The sequence below is a fragment of the Pseudomonas sp. NMI542_15 genome, from assembly GCF_021283425.1.
In the GTDB taxonomy this organism is placed as follows: Bacteria; Pseudomonadota; Gammaproteobacteria; order Pseudomonadales; family Pseudomonadaceae; genus Aquipseudomonas; species Aquipseudomonas fortuita.
The window spans coordinates 123834-147486 of sequence record NZ_JAJSRO010000004.1; the positions used below are offsets into that span (position 1 = coordinate 123834).

Here is a 23653-nt window from a genome sequence, read left to right on the forward strand (position 1 = left end):
GCCCGCGCATGTCGGCGGGCTTGAGTTGTAGGGGGAGGGGTTAAGCTGCCTTCATGAGCCGGGGCGGGCTTGGCGGATAGCCGAAGTACATGCGGCTGCGCCCGGTGTAGCCGCATTCTCGGCAGCCAGCTGCCGGGTGGGCGTTGTAGCCATAGCTGCAGCTTGAGCAGTCGCAACTGCAGCCGGAACACTCCACGGAGCACACTCCCAGCACCTCGACTTCGCCGTCCCGGTTGATGGAGTAGTTGTGGCGTCGGTCCAGGCGGAAGCCGGTGATCTTCTCGGCTTCCTCATAGGTGGCTGGGATTACTCGGAAGCCCCACTTGGCAGTCGGGTCATCAACTGTGCGGGTTACCTTCCTCATTGAGGTGCCCTCCATACCAGATAGGCCATGCACATCAGGGGCAGGATCATTGGCATAGCTCCATCGGCACGTTGATGGTTTCGCCGCGGGCGTGGTGCACGACTGCACGGGCTGCAGCTTCTGCCCGGGTATCGCCGGGCTGGCGGTCGAGAGGGTGACCTGACACACAGGCCAGCCAGGGCCAGCTGTACCCGCGCTCGATCCACATGCCATGCTTCTGGATCAGGTGCTCGCCGGTTGCGTCGTCGATGGCCTGACCACCGAGCGGCAGTTGCAGTTGGCCGGCGGCTTGCGGGATCGGACCGTCGACCATTTCGACGGCCCAGAGCAACGCCTTGCCGGCCAGGTCGCAGGTTGGAACTTTGATCATGCTGGGCATGGGATCAGCTCCTTGGGCACTTGGACGATATCGCCGAGCTCAAACTGGGCGATCGCCTGCATGGCGACAATCAGTGGGTTGTTGGGATGGTGGAACGCGGTGCGGCGGTGCTTTCGCTCTTTGCCGAATATCGTGCTGCTCCAAAGGCCCGACTCGTAGTAGCCGTTGCGCTTGTCCATGTAGCCGAAGTTCCGGTGCACGGCGCTGGCCGGCGGAGACAGCGAGACCTGGTACTTCTCGATCAGCGGCCCGCCCAGAGCCCAGTCTTCCCACGGGTTGTAGCGCTTGGTGTGCTCGGTAGCGGCGGCCTGGCGCCGGGCGAACACGCGCCAAGGGTTTCCATACTCCGGCGGCGCTAGGAACACGTCCAGGCCTTCCGCCTTGCCGATGGCCCACCCCAGGGCCTCGCCGGCCAGTTCGGCCGTCTTCACTTCGATCAGGTCGGTCATGGCTGCTCCTGCTGCGTGTTGCACAAGACGACTTCGTCGTCATCCAAGGCGTGTACAGGGCCAAGACTGGCCAGGGCCTCAAGCGCAGCCGGGCGGTTCGCCTCTAGAGCCTGGCGCTCTGCCGCCATCCAAATGGTCAGCCCTGTTCCGCTTCCTCCGGTTCCGCCATAGCTGGAGACCGATTCGGCTTCTTCCTTGGCCGACTCCAGATAATCCAGCGTGCGGCAATGCGGACACAGGTAGGAGCAGTCTTGCGGGTCGTAGCCCTCGCCGCTACCCGCATCGAACAGGTAACCGCCTGGCCTGCATCCCCAGTCACCGACCGAATAGCCGCAGGCACTCGGCTCCGAGTTAACGTTTGCTTCGCTCACAGCTGATACCTCTCATCAATCCAGCGCCCAGGCGCCAGTGCTGGTGTAGGTTCGGGTTGTGTTTCGTGCGGGGAGAGCTGGCGCTCGTTGCCGGCCTGCAGCTGGCTGTCGGGGATGCAGCTGATGCCGACCCCGTTGAGCAGGTAGCAGGTGACGCCGCGCTGGCTGTCGTGCTGCACGTCGATGACGTTCTCGGTTGCGCTGGCGCCGGTGGCCAGCAGCAGGAGGCAGAGGGCGAGGAGGGTCATCAGTGCTTCGACTCTGCGGGGTGGGGTTTTTTGTCCACCGTCTGGGCAATTGCCGCCAGCGCAGCCATTGTTGCCTCCCTGCCAGTCTCAACGAACATGGCGCCACACGCTGCAGCAATGAAACCAAGGTAGGCCTGCGCCTTTTCGGGATGTTTTCCGAACCCGTCGAGCAAAGTGGCCTCGTTAAACGTTGACGCGAGCATCAGCCATAGCTGCTGGCCGTACTTCATGGCCTCGGTCGACTCAATCGAACCACCAACTTTATTTTCTTCAGGCATGACTTCTTCCTTCCGCCATATCGCGGCAGTGAATAGAGGGGAGAGGGGTTACAGCTGGGTGGAGTACAGATGTACTCCTGCGATCAGTAGGGCTTGCGCTCCAGGGCGGCGCGGGCGACTTCCACGGCCTGAGACAAATTCCCCAGGCCTTGACTGCGCAACACGCAAACCGCTGCGATAAGCGCGTCATGATCGATCTCAATCGCCGCGGTCGGCTCTGCGCTTGCGTCAATGCTGCGTGACTCAACAAGTTCTGCGCGCAGCGATGCGATCAGGCTCTTCTGCTGCTTAATGGCGCTGCGCAGCCGCTCAACCTCGCAAGGATCGGTGTGTGGCGTATCCAGCAGGGGAAGCCAACCAATCGGATCGCCCGCGCCTTGAGTGAAACAATCCTGCTCCCAGGACCAGCCAGCAAATTGCCAAACGTCTTCGCCAGTATGGTCGTAGCTGTTCGCCCCAATCGTTGGAGACGGCATGGATTCGCTGTCTTCGGTTGCATGCTCGGTGAATTCAACCAGTAGGCGCACCAGCATGCCGTCTCGCGGCGCGCTCGCCATGTCACGCCACTTTGGATCGTGATTTTCCTGCGTGCCACACGCCGTGCAAACCAGCATGAATTCACCGTCATCGGTCCACTCATGGATGCACTCTACGGGCGGGCTGGCGGTATCCGTGATCGGCCCGACCGCGATGATCGGCAGCCCAGTCGCCGCCGCATCCCGCTCTGCCTCTTCTTTGGTCCACCAGAAGGCAGTACCAACCATCCAGGCTATCGGCTCGGGGTGGGGCTGCGGGGCTGGCTGGCCATAACTGAGCACACACAAGTGATCGGGCAGGCCGTAGTTCTTTTGCACATGGGTGATAGTCCGGCGTAGAACCGTGCCTGTGTAGTCGCGGGAATCGTCGATCTCGCGGAGCACAACCGTGTCGCCGACGGCGAACTCACGATCTGAGCAATCCCGGATCTCGCCGGTCTTGAGGCCGCTGAGCAGGTCAGCCAATGGGGTCTGTCGGATCTTCAGCTCGTGCTCACGCGGCACGCTGACCATCTCGGTGTTGCTGGATCGCTTTTCTGTGGGCATGGGATACCTCGCCGGGGAGGCGTTATCGTTGAATAGGGGAAGGCGCTGGCGGGCAGCGCTGAGAGGTCTTTGCGATGCTGGTCGAGGTTTGCTATAACGCCCGACCACTTCAAAGGAATGAGTTTATGTCTCACAAAGCATTGGTTTTCTTCTCTGCCGCCGCATTCTCTGCAGTGGTTCTGGCGGGCTGCAAAGAAGACGCCGTCGACACGGCAGCCTACGAGCCGACTAGCGAACATTGTCAGCCCGACTACCTGAAAACGCTTCCAGACAATAAGGCCCGCGAAGACCTGGTCGAGAAGTGCATGACCGGTGGTTCGTACAAGAAGTCAGAGCCGAAGACCTGGTAACGTCCGTTCTTCGTCATTCAGCGCCGCCTCATCAGGCGGCGTTTTCGTTTGCGGGCAGCGCCGGAGGGTCAGGCGTCGGTCGGGAACTGCTTGGCCAAAGCCTGCTGCACCGTCTCGATGATTCGGCAGAGATAGGCCCAATCTGGGTTTGGTTCCATGGCATCGGCCGGCAGGTTCCACCAGTCGTCACCGAACACGCGATGCATGAACTCGCGGTGGGCACCGCCGCACTCATCGAGCGAGCTAGTGTGGCGAACATCCTCGGCCTCGTCGAGCAGGCTCCGGGCGTCTTCTGCATCCAGATCCCGGTCACGCCTCATCTGCACGATGACCTTCCGTGCCTTGTCCGCCAGGGCCTCAGCACTGAACCGGCGAGAGCTGAGCGACCGGTCGAAGTAGCCGATGATGTAGGCGTCGTGCAGCTTGCAGAAGAACTGGCCGATGGTCAGACCATCCCACATGCCGCCCCAGTAGGCGTGCCAGGTCTTGTCGTAGCAGCTGACGGTGATCTTGCCCTTGCAGGGCTCAAAGTCTTCGAGGTAGACGCTGATCGGGTCCAGGCCTTCGGCGCCGGTGATCAGCAGCTTGGTGACGGTCGATGTCTCGATGTTCATGGCGTTGTCCATGCATGCGCCGCCCTCCGTGGTCGGATGCGGCATGGTGGAAATTGGGTTTGGGATGCGGTATTACGGGTGACCGGCATGGGGCCGGGTCAGGGAGTGAAGATGCCTTTTCCTAATAGCTGCTGCTCAGCCTCGATCGAGGCCTATGACAATTTTTCTAAGCTGGGAAAGTTCCAGGTGCTCAGTGGTCGTGATGCTATCGGGCACAGCTTGCTTCTGAAGTGCATCGACTGCGGCGACGAGTGGAGTCGCGAGTACAAGAAGGGCGGAGATCTTTTCTGGATTAAGAAAAAGGACAACGGTCAGTTTCGTGACTGATTCGCAGCGCCTCACGTGCCCGGAAGTTCTCAAGCTTCCGCGCCACAGCCGGTGACACCGTGATTTCGTGGTGCGGAGGTGTCAGCAGCGGCAGCGCGCCGCCCGGGCCCAGTGCGTGTAGGTGATGAATCATCAGCGTCATCGCCTCGCCCTGTTCCTCGATCCCTGCCCACTCCATCAGTTCCAGCAGTGCCTGTTTAGTCCCTGGTCGAACCTTTAAGCGCAGGTCTTCTTCCTGGAGGCGTTCGGCCTTCTCGCGCCTGCGCTCGTCACGCTGCTGCTGCGTCAGAGCCATCATCGCCTCCATTGCGTACAAAGGTTGTGCCCGGCCCGATGTCCAGCAGGTCGCACACTCGATTGATGATCTTGAGCGCGGCGTCGAACACCTTGGCATCGTCTGGCTCGCGGGCCAGGCGCTTCATGTTCGGCTGGTGCTCGAGGCAGACTTTGTCGACCAGGCGCCGGGCCAGCCTGCGCAGGTGGTCGGCGCTGTCGTGGAAGCGCAGGCTCAGCGCGAAGGCCATGGCCACATCATCAGGCCGGTACTGTCCGCCGCTGCGGGTGTTGTACAGCTTCTTGACCGGCCGATTCATCCAGGCCGGCAGGGTTACCACTCCAGAGGGTGCTTTCTGCATGTCTGTGCTCCGATAGGCCGCTGGGCGGCAGGTGGAACTGTTCTTGCCGCCGGCGCTGGCGGACCTGGTGTTTCAAACTGGACCGTCGCATCGCTTCCCCTCAACCTTCGGGTAGTCGACGCCGAACAGGTGGATGACCCGGCAGAACTTGCGGTCGGAAATACCCAGCTTGGTTTTGGCTTCGTGACGGTTCAGGCCGGCATCGCGCAATTCGGCGATCTTGGCTGCGAGCGCTTTGTCCTCGGCAGGGTCTGCATATGCCCTTTGCTTTTCGCCATGGAATCGGCGCGGGTCAGGCTTGAAGGCAAACCCTCCGTCCTGCGCTGCCCGGTAGAGCGTTGTCTGTGCCAACCCGGTTTCGGCCATCGCCTGGGCGTAGGTCATGGTCTTGGCCAGCTCGCGCAGTTCCGCAAGCTGCTTTTGGCGCTTCTGTGCCTTCTGGTTCAGTGGCTTGGGCTGCGCAGCGCGAACCTGTTCAATGTCGCGGTGCGGCCTGTGTGGCACATACTGGTACCCGTCAAGCACGATGATGCTGCCTCCAGAGGCAAGGAAGGCCGCTTTTGCGGCCTCCAAGTCGATTGATGGGTTCATGCAGCCTTGCTCCTCAGCTTGGCCTCGAAGTCGTCCACCAGAAGCTTGAACTGCCAGAGATCGGCCTCGAGTTGCTCGATGTAGTCGTCGTCGCGCTTGAACTCCGCCCACCACAGCTGACGGCCAACGGCCTCCAGAGCAGGGCAGTACATGCCTACGTGCCAGAATTTCCGGCCAGTGATCCACATGCACCCTTGGACCTGATCCATGATCCCGCTGGCGTCGTTGTCGATGTGGAAGGCGCGGAGCTTGTCGGGTGCGATGAAGCACTTGTACTCGCTACCCCCATCCTCTCCGATCAGGCCGTCGGCACTGGCGCCGAATGCGCCGTCGTCGGTGGTCACGAATCCGGCGCGCTGCACGATAAGGCCGGTCTGCATCTCATGCTCCATCCGGGCCATGGGTTCGAGCTCGTGGCCACGCTTCATCTGCCAGGTCTCAAAACCGTTATCCAGGGCCTCGCCGGCGATTCGCTCCACGGCAAGGTTGAAGGCGTAGTTCAGCGCCGCCTCAGTGGGCTGCCCGACGGGCTTGCCCTCAAGCGCGCGCTGAATCGACTCGGCGCGCGGCGCGGTCTTATAGCCGGCAGCGGCGCGAGCTTCTGCCTCTTGTGCGCCGGCAAGCATGGCGGTCACGTAAGCCTGCTGCTTCTCGTCCAGGCCGCCGGTGCGTGACCGGGCAACGCCGAACATGCTGGCGGTGATGCAGCCAGCGCGCGCCCGGTGCCACTCGGCGCTGCCTTGTTCGCATTCGATGAGGATCATTGCGGTTCACCCTCCAGAGTCGCGGGTTCGAGTTCAAGCAGTTCGGCGCGGCGCTTTTCCACCTGCGTCTTGAACTGGCTGTAGGCGGCCATGTCCTTGGCGGCTTTGATGTCGGCCAGACCGGCCTGCCATATTTGCTGCAGCGCGTCGACCGACTGGCACGAAACTGCCTGGTCGATCCAGCGCCGAGCCAGATCGGCATCGGCCTGGGCCTTGCCGTTGATCGCGGCTAGGCCCTCGTTACCTTCGGTGTTGAGGTAATGGATGGCTTCCTCCAGGCGCTCGGTCTTTGGCCAGTACTTGTAGGCGCGCTTCACGCAGGTTTTCTTGGCCATCTCGCCCCAGTCGGTGACCCATGGACATGACTTCTGCTTCGAGATCCAAGCCTTCCAGGCGCTTGAGCGGTCCCGTATCGAGTTGACCTCGTCCACGCTCATGGTCTCGGTCAGGTAGTCGCCGTCGGCGGTCTTGACCACCACGTAGACGCCGATCACCTCGCCGCGATCCTTGGAGAAAGGGTTGTAGGAGTGAGTCGGCGGCTTGTCGAAGCCGTTGAGCGAGAAGTTGTCGCTCGTGTAGACCAGTTCCGACTGAGCCCAGCGGATGGCGCCGGTGTTCATTGCCAGGTCCATCAGGCCGATGTAGCTGATGTCCAGGCAGATCTTGCCGTCCCGAGGGACCAGGTAGGCCTGCTTCTTGGCTGGGTTGAGGCTGATGCCAATGGCGGCGATGTTGGTCACCGCGTTGACCACCGACTGCCGGTTCTGCACCGCCAGCTTCATGGAATAGTCGTTGGCGGTGATAGTCTGGATTGCGAATTCTGCCTCGCGCTCGAAGTTGAGCGAGCGGTCTGTCAGCACCGAGGCGAAGGAGTCGCGGGTGCCGTAAATGTCCTGGGAGATTGTGGCAACGGCGTTGCTCATGATCGCCTCCGGTTGAGGATTGGAAAAATGCCAGGTCACCCAGGCACGGAGGTACGCTCCAGGCCCTGGCTGCGGTGGATGGTTGCGCGCTCTCGCCGCTTACGCTCCCGAAGGGGTACGGTTATCCCGAAGGCCCGCCGTGCGCCGGGCGTGAATTCAGGAAGTGATGTTGCCGGCCAGGGCGCTCAGGAGGAGCCAGCCGGTGCAGAAGGTGAGGGCGATGAAGGAGTCGCGCCAGGTGGCGATGCGGCGGGCCCGCTGGCAGGAAGTCACGATCGAACCTCGTAGGCCAGCGTGCACATGCCGCAAAGGTAAGCGCGGCCCGACCAGGCTTCCGGGTTCTCGATGTGAGCCATGCGCGCCTGGTTCATGGCGTCGGCCATGGTCAGGCCCTTGAACACCAGCAGGATGCGGTCATCTGGCAGGGCCTTGGCAACCTCGGCAACCTGGTCGTCGATGATCGACGGGAAAACTGGCGTGGTCATGCAACCTCCTTGCGCCGCTGGGAAATCCGGCGGACACGCTCGCAGTAGTGCTTGAACTCCTCGGCGTCGATAGCGAGGAGAGAGAAGTAGGCGACCACCAGGGTCTCGGCCTTGGCATCCTCCACCGGGCCAGAGCCCGGTAAAAGCATCGTCTCTATTGCGGCCTCGATGGCGCTGACTGCCACGCTATGAGGGCTCATAGCCGCGCCTCGTCTGCCTCGTACCGCAGACCCTGCTCGGCGTACTGGTCGAGCATCGACTCAGCGATCTCGTACAGCTTGCCTCGGCAGTGATCGCTCTGGCCGACAACATCCTCGACCATGCTTTTCACTGGGCCACCGGCCTGTGCCTGGAGCAGGAGGAGGGCCAAGGCGTTGAGGTCGTCCTTCTCAGCCTCTTGCAGAGCGCGAAGGTGCTCGGCCACCTTGGCCACGAACTGGTCTTGGCGGACGCCAACCGGGCCACCAAAGCGCTGCGGGATCAAAACGTCGCAGCCGCCAACCAGGCTTTCCGCGTTGTTCTCAATCCACTGCTGCGCCGCTTCCTGATGCGCCGAGTCGTCGTCCGGCTCAGCATGGTCATACCGCCATTGTGCTGCTCGAAGTGCGCCCATGGTCGCCTCCAGGTGGTGGGTTACTCGGTGGGTGGGGTGAGGTGTGGCTGCCAGTGCGTTACGCGGTGCTCGAAACGTGAGCCATCGCCATAACGCCAGTCGATGCCATTCCAGTAGAGGAAGCGGGCGCCGTTGAAGGCGCTCTGTGCTTTTCGTGCTGGCGTGTAGGCGATAACCCATGCCTTGCCGCCACCCTTGGGCAGCTGAGGTAGCCTGTCGCTGCACTTGATCCAGCCGCTCATGGCTCTTCTCCCCGGCGCCGGCGCTCAGTTGCCATTTCCATATCCAAATCATGTCGCTCCTCGCTGATCAGCTCGGCTACGGCATTTTCGATTTGGGCCATGGCCTGCTGTTGGTCAGTGGCGCGACGAATCATCACGCGCAGCAACTGAATGGCCGCATCAAGGCGTGTTGGGTAGACATGGGCCGAAAAGCCGCTGCCTGAAGGCTCCTGAACCATGACCTGGCCGGAAACGTTCATTCCGCTCATTGGGTGATCCTCAGGACCGCATTGGCCAGGAGCCAGGCGCGGGTGACCAAACCCACCGTGAAAGGTGGCCTGGCGCCTGCCGATGCGGTCGTTTTGAAGGGAAGGGTGCAGGCGGTGAGCGCTACCTCACATGCATCTGGTCTGGCCGGGTAGGCCCCGGATTCGCCTGCGTGTACGTCGATTAATGGTTACTGCGGTGAGCCTTAAGTTGCATAAGGCTCACGGTGATGCGCTTTAAATCGATGAAAACTGCATCGGCGATGTGACTTGGCGGGGATTCGAACCCCAAAGACTTACGCCAGCTTCGGCAGCGCTACCTGACTGGCCGCACCAGCTTGGTGTGGCGCCCCTGATCCGCCGAGGCAAACTACAAGTCACATCCCGGTGCAGCCTGCGATGGGGAGCAGGGCATCGGGCAGTTAACGTCAGGCTGACGGGGCGCTGGTTGTTCAGTGCGGCTCAAGCCTTCGAAGCGTGCAGCGGTGAGCGATTTCACGACCCCAGTCATATGCGTCTTGGTGAGCGAGATCGGAGAACGAGGTTGTTGCGGTGAGGCGAAATTCCATGACGCCAAGCAGAAATGCCTTGATTCGACAGATCATCTATTTGCCCTCCAGGGCGGTTGATTTCCCGTCTGGCCCTGTCGCCAAGGCCAGTCAGTGAAATCAGGCAGCGCGAGCCAGTTCAGCCTGTGCCAGCAGCTCCGCTACAGCCTCAGCCGGGGTGCAGCCATCGGCGTAGAAGTCATGCAGATCGCTTTCTTCTCGCGAGCCCAGGCCAACCTGGTGGCCAAGCAGCTCGGAAGCCTTGTCGATCCAGCGGTAGTAGGCGCGCTCTTCAGCGTCGATGCGGCATTCATCAGCCGCCATGGTTGCCATGTTGAACATCGTGAATCCCTCCGGTTGATTTTCCGGATGCCCCTCGCAAGAAGGGCACCGAGAAAATCTCGTGTTGCGGTCACTCCAAGCGCCTATAGATGCCCTTTTAGCTGGACCTTTCAGGGAGACGGTTTGAAGCGCAACCCTCGGTCCGTCTTGCGCGGCCAACCCTGTGTTCCTGGCTGACTGGCGTTCGTCGTGACGTTGAGCAGGCGAAGGTTCACTTCGCAGTAGCCAGTTCCAGAGCTGGCATGGGGATCGAATTTATTGCTCGCGCTGTGCCGTTGCCGGGATCGATCCGCGAGGTTCCCATCAATGTGAAAGAGCGGTGAGGCTTGAGGGCCTCCCGAGGGGCTGTGTAGCGCCTCGATGGAGTGAACATTAGGCATTCCTTCTTTTCTCGTCAATAGGTATTCCTAACTTTTTTTCACGCGCACACAAAAAAGCCCGCGCTAGGCGGGCTCATTTCGATGAATTTTATTGCCTAGTGGCAGCCTGTGATCAGAAACGCGGCTAGTGCTTGCTGGGCAGAATCAGGGTCCTTAGGTATTGCATACATCTTGTCTCCGGCGAGCTCAAGGCGATATTCGAGCTTGAGCGCGGTATCGTTTCCGCCAGAAATGAAAAGCGATGACGCTCCAGTCCGGGAAAAGAGCCAATCCCTTTCAGTTATCACGGTATCAATTTTTGCGTGACGGCTACAGCTAGCGCTTTCTCTGCTTAGTTTTCCAATGATGTCGGAGCCAAGCTGGCGAATAATGCCTTCTCCGCCCGCATGGAAGTCCACAGCCACACTTGGAATGAAGCTGGGCATCCGGACACCATCAAATGCGCCGTGATCGTTCAGGAAGGCAACCCCTAAGACGCACGCCAGCCAGCCAATATTAATAATAATAAAGAGCCTGGCTGCAGCCCGCCCCCTGCTTCGCTTTTTGGGTCGGTATGGTCTTTCATCAGCCCTTAAAAAGTCATTTTGCAATTCGCCGTGAGGCCTCCCGCACCCAGGGCAAGCCGGTGCTGAGTCTGAGATTTCGCGCTGACAATCAGGGCAGGTGATGAGTGGCATGAGAATCCTTTCGCGGTTTTGCGGATTCGCCCATCCTACCACTCTGGCCATCCGCCATCACACAGGCAAAGAAAAGCCCGCACTGCGATGCGGGCAAATATAGGGAGCGGATGAGCCTTCACTGTGCAGGGTCGGGCGTGAAAAAAGCGTGAAGGCATGCCCCGTCTCAGATGGCCGCCTGTCGTGGCCGCAGGAAGATCATGCGGAAGCTTTCTACACTCCTGTCACCTGGGTGATGGTTGTCGACCAGGTCAACCATCACGAAGCCTAGGAGGTCTTTATGCGGCGCCAAATTGTTCCGGCTCTGGTCTTGGCGATTGTAAGTTACATTCCTTGCGCATTTTCAGAGGCGCTCACTGAATACCCCAATGTCGGCGACGAAGGCCTCACCTTCTCCATCCAAGCTAAAAAAGGTGGCTCTTGGGCGCCTATGAAGAGCCACAGGAATAGTGCTGCAAGGGCGTGTATATTTGGGGAAAACCCAAGGTGCTACCTCAGAAAGGGGGCGGCGTGTGAGCCCTACGCAATGAAAATCGAAGGGCCCGGCGGAGTTCGAGAGCTCACGTGCATGGCCTCACGCACCGAGCGCGGGGACGCCGACATGAAGGAGGTCCAGCGCAATTTCAATCGAGCACAGTATGAGGCGAAGGGCTCCAGTGACCCGATGGTTGAGAGGTAGCGGCGGCGCGGGGCGCGGATAGGTATGAAAAAGCCCGCCGAGGCGGGCTCTCAGTAATCTAACTGCGCGATCAGTCTTCAATAATTCTCTGAACGGTGATGGAAACTGGTTCCATTTTTTTAGTTTTCGCTGACATCCTGAATTTTACGATCACATCGGCGCGAACCTTAAATTTCCCAGCTAAGCTTTGAGGGTCAACACCCTCATCCAGAACAAGCTTAACCCGGCGATCTACCAGCCCACGAATGATCGCAGCCCACCCCCTGCTTAAAGAGTCAAGATCTGTAGCTCTGATTTCCACATCGGCATCGGGGTGAGGCTCGTCAATTTCGAAGGGCTCGAACTCAACTGCATCAGGCGTATTTTTGACGGTTTCGATTGGAATGGCCAGTTTGTCGTCCTGGCTCATTACGACTGTGGCGCCATCTTCTTTTTTTGCAGGCGCGATAATTTTCACTGCCGCCTGAGCTAGCTTTTTCTTGTCCGTTGAGCCAACTTTTTCGATGACATCGGCAAATTTTTCGGGGGAGATAGCATAGGATTCAGCTCCGATAATCACGAAGCTACTATCAGTTATACTGAGGGAGATCGGAGAGGGTGCCGGAGGAGATTTATTGATTATCGCCCAGCCAGCGCCCGCGGCTACCAAAGCGCCGATCACGCAAGTTACCGCCACGGCCCCTTTCAAGACAGGGCTCCCATTTCCAGGAAGATTTCTGTAAACATTCCTTCCCCCCTCTCGAACCTTGTCCAGAAACTTGTCCATTTCTTCCTTGTTCTTGAAGATTAGCTTGACAAGCGTATCTTCAATGAACGATCCATGCTGAAACCCCTCAATCAGCAGCTCTGCTGACATCACACCCGCGCCAGTGAGCTGCGACAGGGCTTCCGGAAGAAAGTGAACAGAAACCTTTTCCAGAGCGGACAGAGAGTCTATTACGTCCTGGACCGCCAGTGGCTGTTTGTTCGTGTATTTTACGGAATGCTCAACCAGCAGTACAAACTCAGACATCTCTATCCCTTTTCATCATTTTTCCATTTGCGGGCTTGACTGCCCATCTTCGTCAATCTGCTCACATTCCTCGGGGAAAATTACTTTCCGTACCTCTCAATCCTTCCCACCTTCACCTCCTCACCATACCCATTCAGCCGATCCTCCCCAGCCTGCATCACCTGGCAGATCCTGATCACTGCCTGGGCGTCATGCTCGTTTCCGGCTTCACTTAGGCGAACCGCGATACGCATCAGTTCGACCGCCGACCACTTCAGGTCAGAGGCCAGTCCCTGGAGGTCGCGGCGTAGTTCTTGGTTGGGCTTGGTTAGGGGCATGGCGAGTTTCCTACAAGAAAATCGACTTGGGCATCTTGCCGTCAACCACGGTGCCGACGATCTCCCATGCGTCGTCAACAGCTCTGGTCGGGTAGGCTGAGTTCAGTGGCTTCAGATATATCTCCCCGGCATCGCGAACAAGCTGTTTGAAAGTCGCTTCGTTGGTGCTGGTCATCCTGGCCACGACAAACTGTCCTGGCCTTGGCTCAATGTCTGGAGCTATCAGAATCAGGAAGCCCTCAGGGAACGACGGGCTTCCCGAAGACAATGTCATTGAGTCGCCAATCACCCGCAACCAGAAGGCATCCTCGCCAGCCCATACGTCAGACGTGTGCTGAGGGCATAGAGCAATGTTACCCATCTCGACCGCCTCCCTAGCGGAGCCTGCCTGAACCCAGCTTATCTCTGGATAGGAGAATGACCTGGTTGGCTGGAGCGCTGCCTCCACGTTGGAGCCTTCGTCTAGTCCGACCCCCTTGCGGACCGGACCCCTGCCAGTAGCTAACCATTTAGGCGTGACGCCCAGAAACTCGGCGGCGAGGAGGAGGTTTTGCCCTTCGATCGTCTTTGTCTTTCCTGAAATCCAGTCATTCACCGACGGCGCTTTTATGCCGCACGCCCGCGCTAAAGCGGCCTGCGAAATTTTCGGAGGCCCAGCCATGATTTGCCGCAATCGTTCTTGGAGTGTGCTCATTAGGGGAGCCTAACACTAGGCATCTAAGGTATTCCTATTGACCTGAATAAAAGGTATGCCTAATATCTCTACCTAAGATTCCAGCCGGAGATACCAGGCATGAACCCCAGCGCAATTATCGAAGCTCTGGGCGGGACATTTCGCGTAGCCGAGCTGTGCGAGGTGCGCCCGCCGTCGGTGAGCGATTGGAAAAAGCACGGCATTCCTCGTGCCCGAATGATGTTTCTGCGCGTAGCCCGCCCGGACGTCTTCAAGGCCCTGGAGGAAGAAGCCCAGGAAGAAGCTTCCCAGCCCAGCGCTAGCGCAAAGAAAACCGCTGCTTAACCACTTTCAACCACAAAGGAACCAACCGTGTCGTACTTCGACCCCGACCACCTGCACAACAAGCCCACCAAGGTTCGCTTGGATGAGGCTGCCGACGACTTGCTGTCGGCCATGGCTCGATTCAAGCGCACTCAGAAAGCTGTGCTCGCCAGGGAAATTCTGGAACGCGGTCTCGACCAGATGATGCAAGAGCTTAACGCGAAGACTGACGTGGCCTGAAGTGGCCGAGGAGGCCCTGTGCCAGAAAGCAAAGAGCTGGAGATCCAGCTCGACGGGAAGGGCAATTCAGATCTGGCGTATCTCGCCAGGCAGAAGGGCTTAACCCCTGAGCAACTGGCGGCACAAATCATCAATGAGGCTCTCAACCGGATGACGAGAACAGAGCCTGGCCGAAGCAACGTTCGGTCGTTTCGCAAGGGCTATTAAGCCCCTGAGGGACTCATGAGGAACTGCCGTTGAACGCAGCAAAACCCAAACCGCAGATACGAAAAAGCCGACGGGCTAGGTCGGCTGATTCAACTGCATTCGTAACGCTTGTGTGAGGTCATCATATATGCACCAGACCATCCAAAGCAATACCGTGGCCCTCGCGCCACAAAATGCGAACCACGATTTCGTGGCGCGCACAGTAAACCTGTTCAATTTCGAGGGGTTCGACGTTCGTGTCGTGCTCGTTGATGGTGAGCCTTGGTTCTCTGCCCGTGATGTGGCTGAAGGTCTCGGCTACTCCAATCCACAAAAAGCCGTGCGCGACCACTGCAAAAGCCCGCGCCCGGTGGGGGTGAACGATTCGTTCACCCTTGGCCCGTCGGCAAACATCATCCCCGAGCGTGACGTCTACCGGCTGGTAATGCGCTCGAAGATGCCTCAAGCCGAACGCTTTGAGGAATGGGTGGTGAGCGAAGTGTTGCCCAGCATTCGCAAAACGGGTGGTTATACCGCCCCCGCCCAGCCCGCCGACCTCAGCAAGCTGGAGATCCTCCAGATGGCCCTGGAGTCGGAGAAGGCCCGCGTCCTGCTCACCGTCCAGGTCGAGGCCCAGGCCAAGAAGATCGACCACCTCGAGAACCTGTTCAAGGAAGGCATGAGCCACGTCCAGTTCTGCAAGGGCCTCAATGGGGTCAACGTGATGCAGGTTGGCCACTTCCTCGAGCGCCGCAACTGGCTCTATAACGAGAGCAAGTCCGGCACCCGGTACCGCGTGGCCGCCTATGCCCGCGACAAGTACATGACCGAGCACCAGCAGGAGATCACCCCGCACGGGAAAGAGGCGTTCATCAGCTATACGCCGATCCTCCTGCGCAAGGGCGCCGTGCGCCTGTACGAGCTGTACCTGGCCGGCGAACTGCCTATGAAGAAGAACTGGGACGGCCTGCACACCCACGACAAGGCCGTGCGGGGTGCGGCATGAGAAAGCCCACGCAGCGCGAACAGATGGCTTACGCAACGATCGCCAGGCTTGAGGCGGAGCGAGACCAGTTGGCGGCTGAGAACGAGCGATTCCGTCGTTATTGCGAGCAATTGGAAGTCGACAAGAAGGTCCTGACCGAGACGCACGTCCTCTACACCTGGCTGAGAAAGAAGGTAGACCAGCCGAGCAACGAGTTCGTGGCCGTGCACATGAACATCGGCCACGACTGGACGCCGGTCCATGACCTCGACCGCGATCTGCGCTCCATGATCGAGCGGGAGGAGCCATGAGCATCATCCCCCAACAAACCACCGTATACCTGGCGCCTACTGCTGGCCGCCGCTTCCTGACCAAGGCTGCCGCGATCAACAAGGAAGCCCGGGCAATCATCAAGAAGCACTTCCCCGACGAAGGCCGTAACCACAGCTGCGACGAATCCTGCGGCTGGTGTCACGACCCGGGCTGGAGCCTTGAAGACGACCAACCGGAGAGGTTCAAGCGCTACTACCGGATGCTGACCGCCGTCCTCAAGAGGGGTATTTGATATGCAGTTCACCCTCACCATCAACCAGGTGAAAGCTCTGGAATGGGGGCTCAACTCCCAGCAGGCCCTGCTGTTCTCGTTCGTCTACGGCTGCCCAAGCTGGGCCAAGCCTATGCAGACGCCGGACGGGATCTACTTCGCCCTGAGCAAGGCCAAGATCACCGACGAGCTCCCGCTGCTCACCGGCAAGCCTGATACCGCCTATCGCATGCTGAAAGCCTTGGAAGAGGTCGGACTTATCGAGCTTTCCAGCACGTCCAGCATCACGCTGTTCCGTCTGACGGAGAAGGCCACCGAGTGGAACCAGAAACTGGATGGGTCGGAAAAATATCCGACCCCGCCTACTGGTACCAAAGGTCGGAAAAAAATCCGATCTACCTCGGAAAAAAATCCGAGCATGGTCGGAAAAAAATCCGAGGCAAGGTCGGAAAAAAATCCGACAAATCAGGATACCAATAATCAGGATACCAATCAGGGTACCAGTCAGTGTTCGCAGGAAGGTTCGGACGAGCCGAACCAGCCTGCCGGAAAAGTGGTTGCACTGATCCCTGTTGGGGGCGAAGAGCCGCGCTGCGAAATCCCGGCGGACATGCCAGGACCGAAGGACCAGTCCTGCAAAACCTTCAAGGCCTGGGCCAACTACGCCATGGCCTACCGCAAGCGCTACCACACCTGGCCGGTTTGGAATGCGAAGGCAGGCGGGCAGATGGGCCAGCTGATCGACCGCCTCGGGATTGAAGTTGCTCACCATGTCGCCGCGTTCTACCTGCGGATCAACGACGCCAAGCTGATCAACGGCTGCCACAACCTGGGCGACCTGCTGGCCAAGGCCGAGGCCTACCACACCCAGTGGGTCACCAATCGCCAGATGAACGCCACGACTGCTCGCCAGCAGGAGCAGACGCAGGCGAACGTAAACGCGGCGCAGGAAGCGGCTGACGCGATCCGCAACGGGCAGGGAGGTAAGCGCAATGCTTTCCTCTGACCAACAAGCCGAGCTGGCCGTGGCAATCTGCGCAACTGCCGAGGCGATGGGGCAGGCGATTAGCGCAGGAGGCGCTCAGCTCATCGCTGAGGACCTTTCGGCGTATGAGCCTGGCGTCATCATCGGCGCACTGCGTGCGTGCCGTAGAGAGCCTGCTGGGCGCCTTTCGCTCGGCATGGTCCTCAAGAACATCCACGCGGCAGACACCCGCCCAGGCAAGGACGAGGCATGGTCCATCGCCCTGGCGGCCAGTGACGAGCACGAGACCGTTGTGCTCACCACTGAAATCCGCCAGGCCATGATCGCATCCGCTCCGATTCTGGAGGCTGGCGACAAGATCGGCGCCCGGATGGCGTTCATGAGCGCCTACGAGCGCTTGGTCAGCTTCGCACGGGCCGAAGACCAGCCGGCCAAGTGGGAGGTTTCGCTGGGCTACGACGCCGGGCGCCGGGTAACGGCCATCGAATCCGCCGTCCGCGCCCAGCTCATCACCCACGAGACCGGCGCCAAGTACTTGGCCGACCTGCGCATCGCGCCGATCACCGACGACGGTCAGGCCATTGCCGGCCTACTCACCGGTGAAGTGCGGGCCAAGGTCAGTCCCAAGGTCCGCGAAAAGCTGGCGGAGGTGCGCTGCATCCTGACCGCCTCGAAAGCCAAGAAAGACCGCGAGCGCGCCAAGGAATCCCAGCGCCGCCGGGTCGACACCTACCTACGCAAGCGGCAGACACGCGTCGCCATTGCTCAGTTGAACATCAAGCGCGCCGGGCAGCCGGCCGGGGAGGGGGTGTGATGAATCTCACCATCAAGCAGTTCGAGGAAGAAGCCCGCGCCGCCGCGCAGGAGACCCAGCGCCGGGTGCGCGCCCTGGTAGGCCGGAAAATCAAGGTGCTCAGCGACTACAACGGCCAGTGCTACGGGTCCAGCAAGCCGTCGCAGAAGGGCAAGACGCTGACCATCGCCTCTGCGTCCGTAAATGACAGCGGGTATCTGACCGTCCGCCCAGTTGAGTTCAACGTCTACATGCGCGCCGACGAGTTCGAGCTGATTGGCGACCAGGCCGTGATCGAGGAGAAGCACTGATGGACACCAACAAGATGCGCGAGCAATTCGAGAGCTTCGGCCGCGATGTTTTGGACTGGTCGGATGATGAGTTTCGTCTGGCATCGGATGGCAAGTCCTACTACTGGGGCGCCACGGGTGAAGCCTGGGTGTTCTGGCAGGCCTCCCGCGAGGCCGTGGTGGTGGAGCTGCCAAAGTTCGACGACTACCCGGCCAGCATGGAGCGCGACATGCGTGAGTCGCTGCGTTCTGCGGTCGAGGCCCAGGGCCTGAAGGTGGCGCCATGAGCTACTTGATCTCGCATCAGACCCAGCCAACGCACAACACCTGTTTCTCGACCTGCTTGGCGATGATCAAGGCCGAGCCAGCCGGCGTCGTTGTTGCCCAACTGCACGAGCGCTACTTCGCCGGGGATATGAGCACCCGTGAGGCGCTGGAACAGCAGGCGATTCCATTCGAGTCCTTCGACACTGCTGACTTGCCCGCGTTTGACCGCGATGGCGCTTACTTGGTCGGCGTGCCTTCACTGAACTGGGAGGGTGGCATGCACCAGATCATCGTCGAATGCCTCGACGGAATGATGGTTGTGCATGACCCGGCCATGGGGCGGCCTGGCTGCAAGTACTACGTGGCAGCTGTTCGAGAGGGGGCAGTCAGTGAGGTAAAGCTGAACGGCTTCGTCATTGACGCATTTGTTGACCGCGCATACCTGCTGGAGCGTTACGCATTCAAGCTGGGCAAGGGAGAGGCGGCATGACCGAGAAAATCAGCGTCAACAGCCAGGCAAAGCTATCCGAGGCCGTGACCATGCTCACGCGCATGTTCCGTGACAAGAAGTTCGTCGTGGTCAGCATGCGCCCGGGAAAGGATCGCACCCTGGACCAGAACGCTCTGTGGTTTGCCATGTACGACCGCATCGCCAAGAGTACCGAGATGGGCGACATCGAGGACGTGCGCCGGTACTGCAAGCTGCACTTCGGCGTGCCGATCATGCGGGCCGGATGCGCAGAATTTCGCACCGGTTGGGCTGAGTCGTTCATCCACTTGGACTACAGCGTGAAGCTTCGCCTGATGGGGCCGTGCGCCATGTTCGGGCCGGATGGCTTCCCGGTGACCCGGCTGTTCGACCGGGCTCAGGGCTGCCAGTACACCGACCGCATCGTGGCCGAGTTCGCGCCGCAGGGTGTGGTGTTCAGCGACTTGCTCAGCGAGGAGGCGGCATGAGCGACGGACTTGGAATCACAACGCAAACCACTGTGTTCCTCTCGGCTGAGAAGGTCGTGAAAGAGATGGATGCCGAGGATATTGGCTCCTTCTGTTCCGCAGTGGCTCAGCGACTGGATCAAGAGTACGCCGGGCGCGCCGGTGCCGCAGCGGACTTCGCCAGCGGGCTAAGTGAGATGGGCTGCCGGTTCCTGGCCGAGGTAGTCACGAGCTTCTACCAGCGGCAGAAACGGGAGGATCGCTGATGACTGCAATCAAGGAGATCAAGCCGAAGAAGTGCAAGGCACCAGGTTGCGGAAAGCTCTTCAAACCGACCATGACCACTCAGAAGGTGTGCAGCATCGCCTGCGCGTTGGCCATGTCGAAGGATTCGAAGGTGCAGAAGGTGGCGGCCAAGGCCATCACAAAGCAGGCCCGGGAAGACCTCAAAGAGCGCCGGGAGAAGCTGAAGACCCGCCGCGAGCACATGGCCGAAGCGCAGACCGCGTTCAACGCCTACATCCGCGAGCGTGACGCCGGCCTGCCATGCATCAGCTGCGACTCGAACCCGAGCGACCACGACCTCATCACCGGCAGTCGCTGGGACGCCGGCCATTACCGGTCTGTGGGCGCGTGTCCTGAGCTGCGATTCGAACCACTGAACGTCCACCGCCAGTGCGTCAAGTGCAACCGGAACCTGTCGGGTAACGCGGTCGAGTACCGCATCCGTCTGGTGAAGCGCATCGGCGCCGACCAGGTGGATTGGCTCGAAGGGCCTCATAAGCCCCAGCGCCTGACCATCGAAGACCTGCAGGCCATCAAGGCCCTGTACAGGCAGAAGCTAAAAGACCTGAGGAGGGCTGCAGCATGACACCAGCATGGGGATTCCTGATTTTGGCCACCCTCATGGTGGTGGGTGGTGTGGCGTTGTCCTGGGCGGGCGCAGTGCGCCGCAAGCGCAACTACGAAGAATTCATTTTGAGCAAGGCCAAGCGGGCAGGGGGTGGGCAATGAACTATCAGAACGTGGTATCGGCAGTGGTTCGCGCTCTGGCGGCTGAGACAATCAACAGCGCGGGCGGGTGCAACGTTGAACCGCGGGTTCAGACCAGCAAGCTCAAGGGCGAGATCTCTGGCAAGGACGCCGCTCTGCTGGCTGACTGCATCGTACACAAGCTGCTGCATGCCCAGCTCAGCCCGCGACACTGGAATGCACTGGTGGCCAAGTACAGCACCCACCGTGGGCGCAAGATTGATTCAATCGGCCGCCTGGTTTCCGTGGTGCCTACTCCGGCACCTAAGCTATTCACCCAACAGGCGGTGCTGGTTTGGGCTGTGCCGGAGCAGAAGAAAGGCGTGCAACGTGTTGCGACACAGGCCAGACCGGTCAAGCCACTGGAATGCGCCGAGGACTGCGGCTGCAAGGATGGTTGCAAGCTGGAGTGGCGTAACCGTGCGGCTCGTCAGGCGGTGGAACGGGCCAATGCTCACGCCAGAGCTGTTGCTGAGCAGCGATCTGGCGAAATGATCGTGCTCGCCGAATCGAACTACGACATGACCAACTGGGATTCCCAGGGTCTGACCGAGCGCACTTACCAGCGCTGGAACAAGGCCATCAAGGATTCCCTGGAGTCGATGGTCAACGAAGCGCTGGTGGAGGCACAGCACATGCTAGAGGCGGTTGGGGTGCTTTCCGGCGAGGCGGCGTAAAAGGCCCTCAAAAGGGCTTGCAATATCATGTCGCCATGTCGTAAATTTGATCCATCCTGTCATTCCTGCGCGTGTTGAGGAGTGACCACAAAAGCCCGGCCATTGAGCTGGGCTTTTTTGTGCGCGCAAAACGCAACTGCAGCCAGGGCAGGCCCTCACGGGACAGCCTGGACACTGCTAGCCGGTAGTGTGGTGATACGGAAAAACACCGGCAGCCCGCGCATCCATTCCCTCACTGTGCTGATGGATGGCGCGAGACTTGACCGGCGAGACTGGTGCATCAGGGTGCCAGCGCTGGAATGGCCTTCGGCAGACAGGTGGGGAAAGACCCACGCAAAGCGGGTAGCGCAGGTCGCTAGACAGCCCTCCAAGCTGGCGATCGGGGTTCGATTCCCCGTATCCGCTCCAATTTCGTTATGTGCTGCTCCGCACGTTTGCCCTGGCCCTCTATAGGGCATCAACCGGGCCTTTTATTCCAAGGACACCCCTATGGCCGAACCAACAAGCGCCGCCGCGAGCGTAGTGCTGGGCAAGTACGGGGTGGTGATGGCTGCATTCATCGGCTCGATCCTCTCACTGGGATTCCTGAAGGACCTAACCCGGTTCCAGGCCGCCACTGCGGTCGCCACCGGATTCGGCTTCTCGGTCTACCTGACCCAGCCCGTTACCGCCTGGCTTGCCCCAAAGCTTGAGCTTGCGGTCACCGATGACCTGCTGTGCGGGGTAGCGTTCGTGCTTGGCCTCACCGCCATGAACATCATCCCCGCGATCAAGGCTGCCATGGGGTCGTTCGTCACGGCGCGAGGTGCCTGATATGAACAACATCCTGGTTTCAGCGCTGACCGCCCTGGACGTGTTCCTGTGCGTTCTGGTGGTGGCTGCAGCGTGTGACTACCTGCGCAAGGTTCGCCCGGCTGACCAGCCGCTGCTGAGCATCGCCTTCTACCTGGTGGCCATTGGCGGATTCGGTGCATTCGTCACCGCTCTGCAGGGTCACTGGGTTAACCCGTTCGGCGTGATGCTTCACGCTGGGGTGGTGGCCTATGCCTGGGCCCGTCGCGGCCACGTCTTCACATAAGCCGCGCCACAAATTCGGCATGCGCCGTTTCGTGGCGCGATGCTGACTGACAGATCAGGCGCCTATCTTTTAACCCCTGTCGAAAATGGAGATCGCCAGCCTTTCTCCTGTACGACAGCTTGTTCTAGTTGGTGTATTCGATAATCAAGCCGCATGACCAGCAGTGGATCGGTGCTGCCTGGGTGATCGTGCAGCATGCTAGAAAGCCGCTTGAGTTGGTCGATCAGCTCTAGATGCTTTTTGGCGAGATCCTTTTTTCCTTCCATAGCGTCCTTCTCCATTAGGCCTTGCAAACAGCATAGAGAATCATCCATGGACAACCAGCACAAGAAGATCACCGGCTACCGCGACCTCACCCAGAGCGAGATCGACGGCATGAACTCGATCAAGGCCCTGGAGGCCGACGCTGGCGAACTGTTTAAGCAGATCGGGCAGATCGAAGGCGTGGATCAGCGCACCTTGGCCCTGGCCAAGACCAACCTGCAGCAGGGTTTCATGTGGTTCGTTCGCTCGATCGCCAAGCCCGCTGATCCATTTGCTTGACCATCCCCGTAAGGAGGCCTATATGAGCAACGTGACACGCCTGCGGCACGTCTTGCCGCTCCCGGCCGACGTAACGGTCGCCACCAATGCGCTCGACGCAGCTGTAGTGAAGGCGATCGCTGAAGCTAAGGACGCCGGCCTGCCCCAGGGCATGATCGTGTCCATCCTGCACGGACATGCTCATGCCGAGACGCACAGGATGGTGGTTACGTGAGGATGCGCTATTGGCTAAGCGCACCTTTCGCAAAATCGACGGCAGCAGTAATAGCTGCTCTTGCTTGAGGGCTATTTCTCCAGCATGTCGATCCCAATGCGGCAGATGCTCGCGCCAAGATGTCGGTAACATCGGCTCTGCCCAGTTCGGCCAACGAGTCGATCCCCATCTGCTCAAGTCTGACGATCACCGTTGGGCCTACGCCCTTGAGTTCCAATAGTGCAGCACGTTCCTTCGGTGGAAATGGCATCAGTGAAATCCCTATCTGATCAATGGTGCTCTGTAAGATTGCCTCATGTTGGTAGTCGATGCCATAAGCGGCTGGAGGCCAGGCACTTTGGCTAGACCACTTCCACCGGCAGACCTGCTCGAATCGCTGTGGCTCACACTGCGCCCGGCTACGAGTATGTGGGATTGGGTGCAGAGCGAGATAATTTCCGAAACTGGCAGCATCCATAACCCAGACCACGCCCACCTGATCGACGCCAACATCGGCGTGCTGTGGGCATCAAGCGGATTCGGCAAGCAGGGGCGGGTGGTACTAGGCCAGGCCGAGCAGTTGATGTTCCGTGCTGGCGGCTGGCAGAAAGCCCGGCAAGAGCAGCAGATGCGGCAGTGGTTCGGCGAGGAGCCGTCCTACCTCATCACCCTGGCAGCTGACTACTGCTCCCAGTGCACCGATGCTGAGTTCTGCGCCCTAGTCGAGCACGAGCTGTACCACATCGCCCAGGCGACCGATGAGCATGGCGCGCCCAAGTTCACCCAGGACGGGATGCCCAAGCTCTACCTGCGCGGACATGACGTCGAGGAGTTCGTCGGCGTGGTGAGGCGCTACGGTGCCAGCGACGACGTACAGCAGCTGATTGACGCTGCAAGCCGGCCGCCTGAGGTGGCCAAGATCAACATTTCGAGGGCCTGCGGAACCTGTCTGCTCAAGTTGGCCTGATGTGAGACAGGCATGAGACGGAATC

The 23653-nt window shown here is 59.9% G+C and carries 47 protein-coding genes and 1 tRNA gene; 23 read left to right on the forward strand and 25 right to left on the reverse strand.

Annotated elements, in window-relative coordinates; all coding sequences use genetic code 11:
* Nucleotides 1-40 precede the first annotated feature (40 nt).
* The 7 genes from LU684_RS09350 to LU684_RS09380 all read right to left on the reverse strand — a co-directional run bounded on the left by LU684_RS09350 (nt 41) and on the right by LU684_RS09380 (nt 3171).
* Nucleotides 41-364, reverse strand: coding sequence for a hypothetical protein (locus LU684_RS09350; protein WP_232894469.1), 324 nt, complete (start codon nt 362-364; stop codon nt 41-43).
* A 46-nt stretch (nt 365-410) separates the two neighbouring features.
* Nucleotides 411-743 (reverse strand): hypothetical protein, encoded by a 333-nt coding sequence (locus tag LU684_RS09355; RefSeq protein ID WP_232894470.1) that lies wholly within the window; start codon nt 741-743, stop codon nt 411-413.
* A complete protein-coding gene (locus LU684_RS09360; RefSeq protein ID WP_232894471.1) occupies nt 731-1192 on the reverse strand; it encodes a DUF2591 domain-containing protein in 462 nt (153 codons plus the stop codon). The genes LU684_RS09355 and LU684_RS09360 overlap by 13 nt, the downstream gene beginning before the upstream one ends.
* Nucleotides 1189-1563: a hypothetical protein gene (locus LU684_RS09365; RefSeq protein ID WP_232894472.1), complete on the reverse strand. Its 375-nt coding sequence runs from the start codon at nt 1561-1563 to the stop codon at nt 1189-1191. The genes LU684_RS09360 and LU684_RS09365 overlap by 4 nt, the downstream gene beginning before the upstream one ends.
* Nucleotides 1560-1811 carry a hypothetical protein gene (locus LU684_RS09370; RefSeq protein ID WP_232894473.1) on the reverse strand — a complete coding sequence of 84 codons (252 nt, stop codon included), beginning with the start codon at nt 1809-1811 and terminating at the stop codon, nt 1560-1562. Before LU684_RS09370 ends, LU684_RS09365 begins: the two co-directional genes overlap by 4 nt.
* The gene (locus LU684_RS09375) at nt 1811-2089 is read right to left on the reverse strand and encodes a hypothetical protein (protein WP_232894474.1); all 279 of its coding nucleotides are present in this window, start codon (nt 2087-2089) and stop codon (nt 1811-1813) included. Before LU684_RS09375 ends, LU684_RS09370 begins: the two co-directional genes overlap by 1 nt.
* An 83-nt stretch (nt 2090-2172) precedes the next feature.
* A complete protein-coding gene (locus LU684_RS09380) occupies nt 2173-3171 on the reverse strand; it encodes a DUF3850 domain-containing protein (RefSeq protein ID WP_232894475.1) in 999 nt (332 codons plus the stop codon).
* A gap of 125 nt (nt 3172-3296) precedes the next feature.
* Here LU684_RS09380 and trbK point away from each other — a divergent pair, with 125 nt between their 5' ends.
* The gene (gene trbK, locus LU684_RS09385; protein WP_232894476.1) at nt 3297-3521 is read left to right on the forward strand and encodes an entry exclusion lipoprotein TrbK; all 225 of its coding nucleotides are present in this window, start codon (nt 3297-3299) and stop codon (nt 3519-3521) included.
* A gap of 68 nt (nt 3522-3589) precedes the next feature.
* Here trbK and LU684_RS09390 read toward each other — a convergent pair whose 3' ends face one another.
* From LU684_RS09390 to LU684_RS09465, 16 genes are all read right to left on the reverse strand, one after another.
* Nucleotides 3590-4135, reverse strand: coding sequence for a hypothetical protein (locus tag LU684_RS09390; protein WP_232894609.1), 546 nt, complete (start codon nt 4133-4135; stop codon nt 3590-3592).
* Nucleotides 4136-4427: 292 nt separating this feature from the next.
* Nucleotides 4428-4757 carry a hypothetical protein gene (locus LU684_RS09395; RefSeq protein ID WP_232894479.1) on the reverse strand — a complete coding sequence of 110 codons (330 nt, stop codon included), beginning with the start codon at nt 4755-4757 and terminating at the stop codon, nt 4428-4430.
* Nucleotides 4732-5097 carry a DUF7740 domain-containing protein gene (locus LU684_RS09400; protein ID WP_232894481.1) on the reverse strand — a complete coding sequence of 122 codons (366 nt, stop codon included), beginning with the start codon at nt 5095-5097 and terminating at the stop codon, nt 4732-4734. The genes LU684_RS09395 and LU684_RS09400 overlap by 26 nt, the downstream gene beginning before the upstream one ends.
* Nucleotides 5098-5169: 72 nt before the next feature.
* On the reverse strand, nt 5170-5670 hold the full coding sequence (locus LU684_RS09405) for a hypothetical protein (RefSeq protein WP_232894483.1): 501 nt from the start codon (nt 5668-5670) through the stop codon (nt 5170-5172).
* Nucleotides 5671-5684: 14 nt separating this feature from the next.
* On the reverse strand, nt 5685-6452 hold the full coding sequence (locus LU684_RS09410; protein ID WP_232894484.1) for a lambda exonuclease family protein: 768 nt from the start codon (nt 6450-6452) through the stop codon (nt 5685-5687).
* Nucleotides 6449-7375: a recombinase RecT gene (locus LU684_RS09415; protein WP_232894486.1), complete on the reverse strand. Its 927-nt coding sequence runs from the start codon at nt 7373-7375 to the stop codon at nt 6449-6451. Before LU684_RS09415 ends, LU684_RS09410 begins: the two co-directional genes overlap by 4 nt.
* Nucleotides 7376-7644: 269 nt before the next feature.
* Complete coding sequence (locus tag LU684_RS09420) at nt 7645-7860, reverse strand: hypothetical protein (protein WP_232894487.1); 216 nt, start codon at nt 7858-7860, stop codon at nt 7645-7647.
* Entirely contained in the window at nt 7857-8060 is a 204-nt protein-coding gene (locus LU684_RS09425; protein ID WP_232894488.1) for a hypothetical protein, read from the reverse strand. Before LU684_RS09425 ends, LU684_RS09420 begins: the two co-directional genes overlap by 4 nt.
* Nucleotides 8057-8473, reverse strand: a complete 417-nt coding sequence (locus LU684_RS09430; RefSeq protein ID WP_232894490.1) for a hypothetical protein — start codon at nt 8471-8473, stop codon at nt 8057-8059. The genes LU684_RS09425 and LU684_RS09430 overlap by 4 nt, the downstream gene beginning before the upstream one ends.
* Before the next feature lie 20 nt (nt 8474-8493).
* Complete coding sequence (locus LU684_RS09435; RefSeq protein WP_053867829.1) at nt 8494-8715, reverse strand: DUF551 domain-containing protein; 222 nt, start codon at nt 8713-8715, stop codon at nt 8494-8496.
* Entirely contained in the window at nt 8712-8963 is a 252-nt protein-coding gene (locus LU684_RS09440) for a hypothetical protein (protein WP_232894493.1), read from the reverse strand. Before LU684_RS09440 ends, LU684_RS09435 begins: the two co-directional genes overlap by 4 nt.
* A 665-nt stretch (nt 8964-9628) precedes the next feature.
* The gene (locus LU684_RS09445; RefSeq protein WP_232894495.1) at nt 9629-9850 is read right to left on the reverse strand and encodes a hypothetical protein; all 222 of its coding nucleotides are present in this window, start codon (nt 9848-9850) and stop codon (nt 9629-9631) included.
* Between the two features lie 475 nt (nt 9851-10325).
* Complete coding sequence (locus tag LU684_RS09450) at nt 10326-10907, reverse strand: hypothetical protein (protein ID WP_232894496.1); 582 nt, start codon at nt 10905-10907, stop codon at nt 10326-10328.
* Nucleotides 10908-11656: 749 nt separating this feature from the next.
* Complete coding sequence (locus tag LU684_RS09455; protein ID WP_232894498.1) at nt 11657-12598, reverse strand: hypothetical protein; 942 nt, start codon at nt 12596-12598, stop codon at nt 11657-11659.
* Nucleotides 12599-12678: 80 nt separating this feature from the next.
* Nucleotides 12679-12915: a hypothetical protein gene (locus tag LU684_RS09460; protein WP_232894500.1), complete on the reverse strand. Its 237-nt coding sequence runs from the start codon at nt 12913-12915 to the stop codon at nt 12679-12681.
* A gap of 10 nt (nt 12916-12925) precedes the next feature.
* A complete protein-coding gene (locus LU684_RS09465; protein ID WP_232894503.1) occupies nt 12926-13609 on the reverse strand; it encodes a LexA family protein in 684 nt (227 codons plus the stop codon).
* A gap of 99 nt (nt 13610-13708) precedes the next feature.
* Here LU684_RS09465 and LU684_RS09470 point away from each other — a divergent pair, with 99 nt between their 5' ends.
* The 19 genes from LU684_RS09470 to LU684_RS09560 all read left to right on the forward strand — a co-directional run bounded on the left by LU684_RS09470 (nt 13709) and on the right by LU684_RS09560 (nt 21925).
* The gene (locus tag LU684_RS09470) at nt 13709-13933 is read left to right on the forward strand and encodes a helix-turn-helix domain-containing protein (RefSeq protein ID WP_232894505.1); all 225 of its coding nucleotides are present in this window, start codon (nt 13709-13711) and stop codon (nt 13931-13933) included.
* 27 nt (nt 13934-13960) lie between these two features.
* Nucleotides 13961-14152 carry a hypothetical protein gene (locus tag LU684_RS09475; protein WP_012053015.1) on the forward strand — a complete coding sequence of 64 codons (192 nt, stop codon included), beginning with the start codon at nt 13961-13963 and terminating at the stop codon, nt 14150-14152.
* A gap of 18 nt (nt 14153-14170) precedes the next feature.
* Nucleotides 14171-14359: a hypothetical protein gene (locus LU684_RS09480; RefSeq protein WP_232894506.1), complete on the forward strand. Its 189-nt coding sequence runs from the start codon at nt 14171-14173 to the stop codon at nt 14357-14359.
* 127 nt (nt 14360-14486) lie between these two features.
* Nucleotides 14487-15344: a BRO-N domain-containing protein gene (locus tag LU684_RS09485; RefSeq protein ID WP_012273060.1), complete on the forward strand. Its 858-nt coding sequence runs from the start codon at nt 14487-14489 to the stop codon at nt 15342-15344.
* Entirely contained in the window at nt 15341-15634 is a 294-nt protein-coding gene (locus LU684_RS09490; RefSeq protein WP_232894507.1) for a hypothetical protein, read from the forward strand. Before LU684_RS09485 ends, LU684_RS09490 begins: the two co-directional genes overlap by 4 nt.
* Nucleotides 15631-15888 carry a hypothetical protein gene (locus tag LU684_RS09495; RefSeq protein WP_167469044.1) on the forward strand — a complete coding sequence of 86 codons (258 nt, stop codon included), beginning with the start codon at nt 15631-15633 and terminating at the stop codon, nt 15886-15888. Before LU684_RS09490 ends, LU684_RS09495 begins: the two co-directional genes overlap by 4 nt.
* A 1-nt stretch (nt 15889) precedes the next feature.
* Nucleotides 15890-16873, forward strand: a complete 984-nt coding sequence (locus LU684_RS09500; RefSeq protein ID WP_232894510.1) for a phage replication protein — start codon at nt 15890-15892, stop codon at nt 16871-16873.
* Nucleotides 16860-17666, forward strand: a complete 807-nt coding sequence (locus LU684_RS09505) for a hypothetical protein (protein ID WP_232894512.1) — start codon at nt 16860-16862, stop codon at nt 17664-17666. Before LU684_RS09500 ends, LU684_RS09505 begins: the two co-directional genes overlap by 14 nt.
* Complete coding sequence (locus LU684_RS09510) at nt 17666-17956, forward strand: hypothetical protein (RefSeq protein ID WP_232894513.1); 291 nt, start codon at nt 17666-17668, stop codon at nt 17954-17956. The genes LU684_RS09505 and LU684_RS09510 overlap by 1 nt, the downstream gene beginning before the upstream one ends.
* Nucleotides 17956-18222, forward strand: coding sequence for a hypothetical protein (locus LU684_RS09515; protein ID WP_232894514.1), 267 nt, complete (start codon nt 17956-17958; stop codon nt 18220-18222). The genes LU684_RS09510 and LU684_RS09515 overlap by 1 nt, the downstream gene beginning before the upstream one ends.
* Nucleotides 18219-18692 (forward strand): hypothetical protein, encoded by a 474-nt coding sequence (locus tag LU684_RS09520; protein WP_061550565.1) that lies wholly within the window; start codon nt 18219-18221, stop codon nt 18690-18692. Before LU684_RS09515 ends, LU684_RS09520 begins: the two co-directional genes overlap by 4 nt.
* Entirely contained in the window at nt 18689-19159 is a 471-nt protein-coding gene (locus LU684_RS09525) for a hypothetical protein (protein ID WP_232894515.1), read from the forward strand. The genes LU684_RS09520 and LU684_RS09525 overlap by 4 nt, the downstream gene beginning before the upstream one ends.
* On the forward strand, nt 19156-19404 hold the full coding sequence (locus LU684_RS09530) for a hypothetical protein (protein WP_039615284.1): 249 nt from the start codon (nt 19156-19158) through the stop codon (nt 19402-19404). Before LU684_RS09525 ends, LU684_RS09530 begins: the two co-directional genes overlap by 4 nt.
* Complete coding sequence (locus LU684_RS09535; RefSeq protein ID WP_232894517.1) at nt 19404-20009, forward strand: recombination protein NinG; 606 nt, start codon at nt 19404-19406, stop codon at nt 20007-20009. Before LU684_RS09530 ends, LU684_RS09535 begins: the two co-directional genes overlap by 1 nt.
* Complete coding sequence (locus tag LU684_RS09540; RefSeq protein WP_232555092.1) at nt 20006-20152, forward strand: hypothetical protein; 147 nt, start codon at nt 20006-20008, stop codon at nt 20150-20152. Before LU684_RS09535 ends, LU684_RS09540 begins: the two co-directional genes overlap by 4 nt.
* The gene (locus LU684_RS09545; RefSeq protein ID WP_232894519.1) at nt 20149-20847 is read left to right on the forward strand and encodes a hypothetical protein; all 699 of its coding nucleotides are present in this window, start codon (nt 20149-20151) and stop codon (nt 20845-20847) included. The genes LU684_RS09540 and LU684_RS09545 overlap by 4 nt, the downstream gene beginning before the upstream one ends.
* A 338-nt stretch (nt 20848-21185) precedes the next feature.
* Nucleotides 21186-21255: transfer RNA gene (locus LU684_RS09550), tRNA-OTHER, on the forward strand.
* Between the two features lie 81 nt (nt 21256-21336).
* Nucleotides 21337-21660, forward strand: coding sequence for a hypothetical protein (locus LU684_RS09555; RefSeq protein ID WP_054882101.1), 324 nt, complete (start codon nt 21337-21339; stop codon nt 21658-21660).
* Between the two features lies 1 nt (nt 21661).
* Nucleotides 21662-21925 (forward strand): hypothetical protein, encoded by a 264-nt coding sequence (locus tag LU684_RS09560; protein ID WP_232555090.1) that lies wholly within the window; start codon nt 21662-21664, stop codon nt 21923-21925.
* A 62-nt stretch (nt 21926-21987) separates the two neighbouring features.
* On the opposite strand, the gene LU684_RS09565 is transcribed toward LU684_RS09560, so the two are convergent.
* Nucleotides 21988-22191, reverse strand: a complete 204-nt coding sequence (locus tag LU684_RS09565; RefSeq protein WP_143516634.1) for a hypothetical protein — start codon at nt 22189-22191, stop codon at nt 21988-21990.
* 46 nt (nt 22192-22237) lie between these two features.
* Here LU684_RS09565 and LU684_RS09570 point away from each other — a divergent pair, with 46 nt between their 5' ends.
* Nucleotides 22238-22468, forward strand: a complete 231-nt coding sequence (locus LU684_RS09570; protein WP_015269843.1) for an Acb2/Tad1 domain-containing protein — start codon at nt 22238-22240, stop codon at nt 22466-22468.
* 22 nt (nt 22469-22490) lie between these two features.
* Complete coding sequence (locus LU684_RS09575) at nt 22491-22682, forward strand: hypothetical protein (protein ID WP_232894520.1); 192 nt, start codon at nt 22491-22493, stop codon at nt 22680-22682.
* Nucleotides 22683-22689: 7 nt separating this feature from the next.
* Here the strand turns inward: LU684_RS09575 and LU684_RS09580 are convergent, their stop codons facing one another.
* Nucleotides 22690-22932 carry a helix-hairpin-helix domain-containing protein gene (locus tag LU684_RS09580; protein ID WP_104881555.1) on the reverse strand — a complete coding sequence of 81 codons (243 nt, stop codon included), beginning with the start codon at nt 22930-22932 and terminating at the stop codon, nt 22690-22692.
* Between the two features lie 87 nt (nt 22933-23019).
* Between LU684_RS09580 and LU684_RS09585 the strand changes: the two genes are divergently transcribed.
* Nucleotides 23020-23628 carry a putative metallopeptidase gene (locus LU684_RS09585; RefSeq protein ID WP_232894522.1) on the forward strand — a complete coding sequence of 203 codons (609 nt, stop codon included), beginning with the start codon at nt 23020-23022 and terminating at the stop codon, nt 23626-23628.
* Nucleotides 23629-23653: the final 25 nt, after the last annotated feature.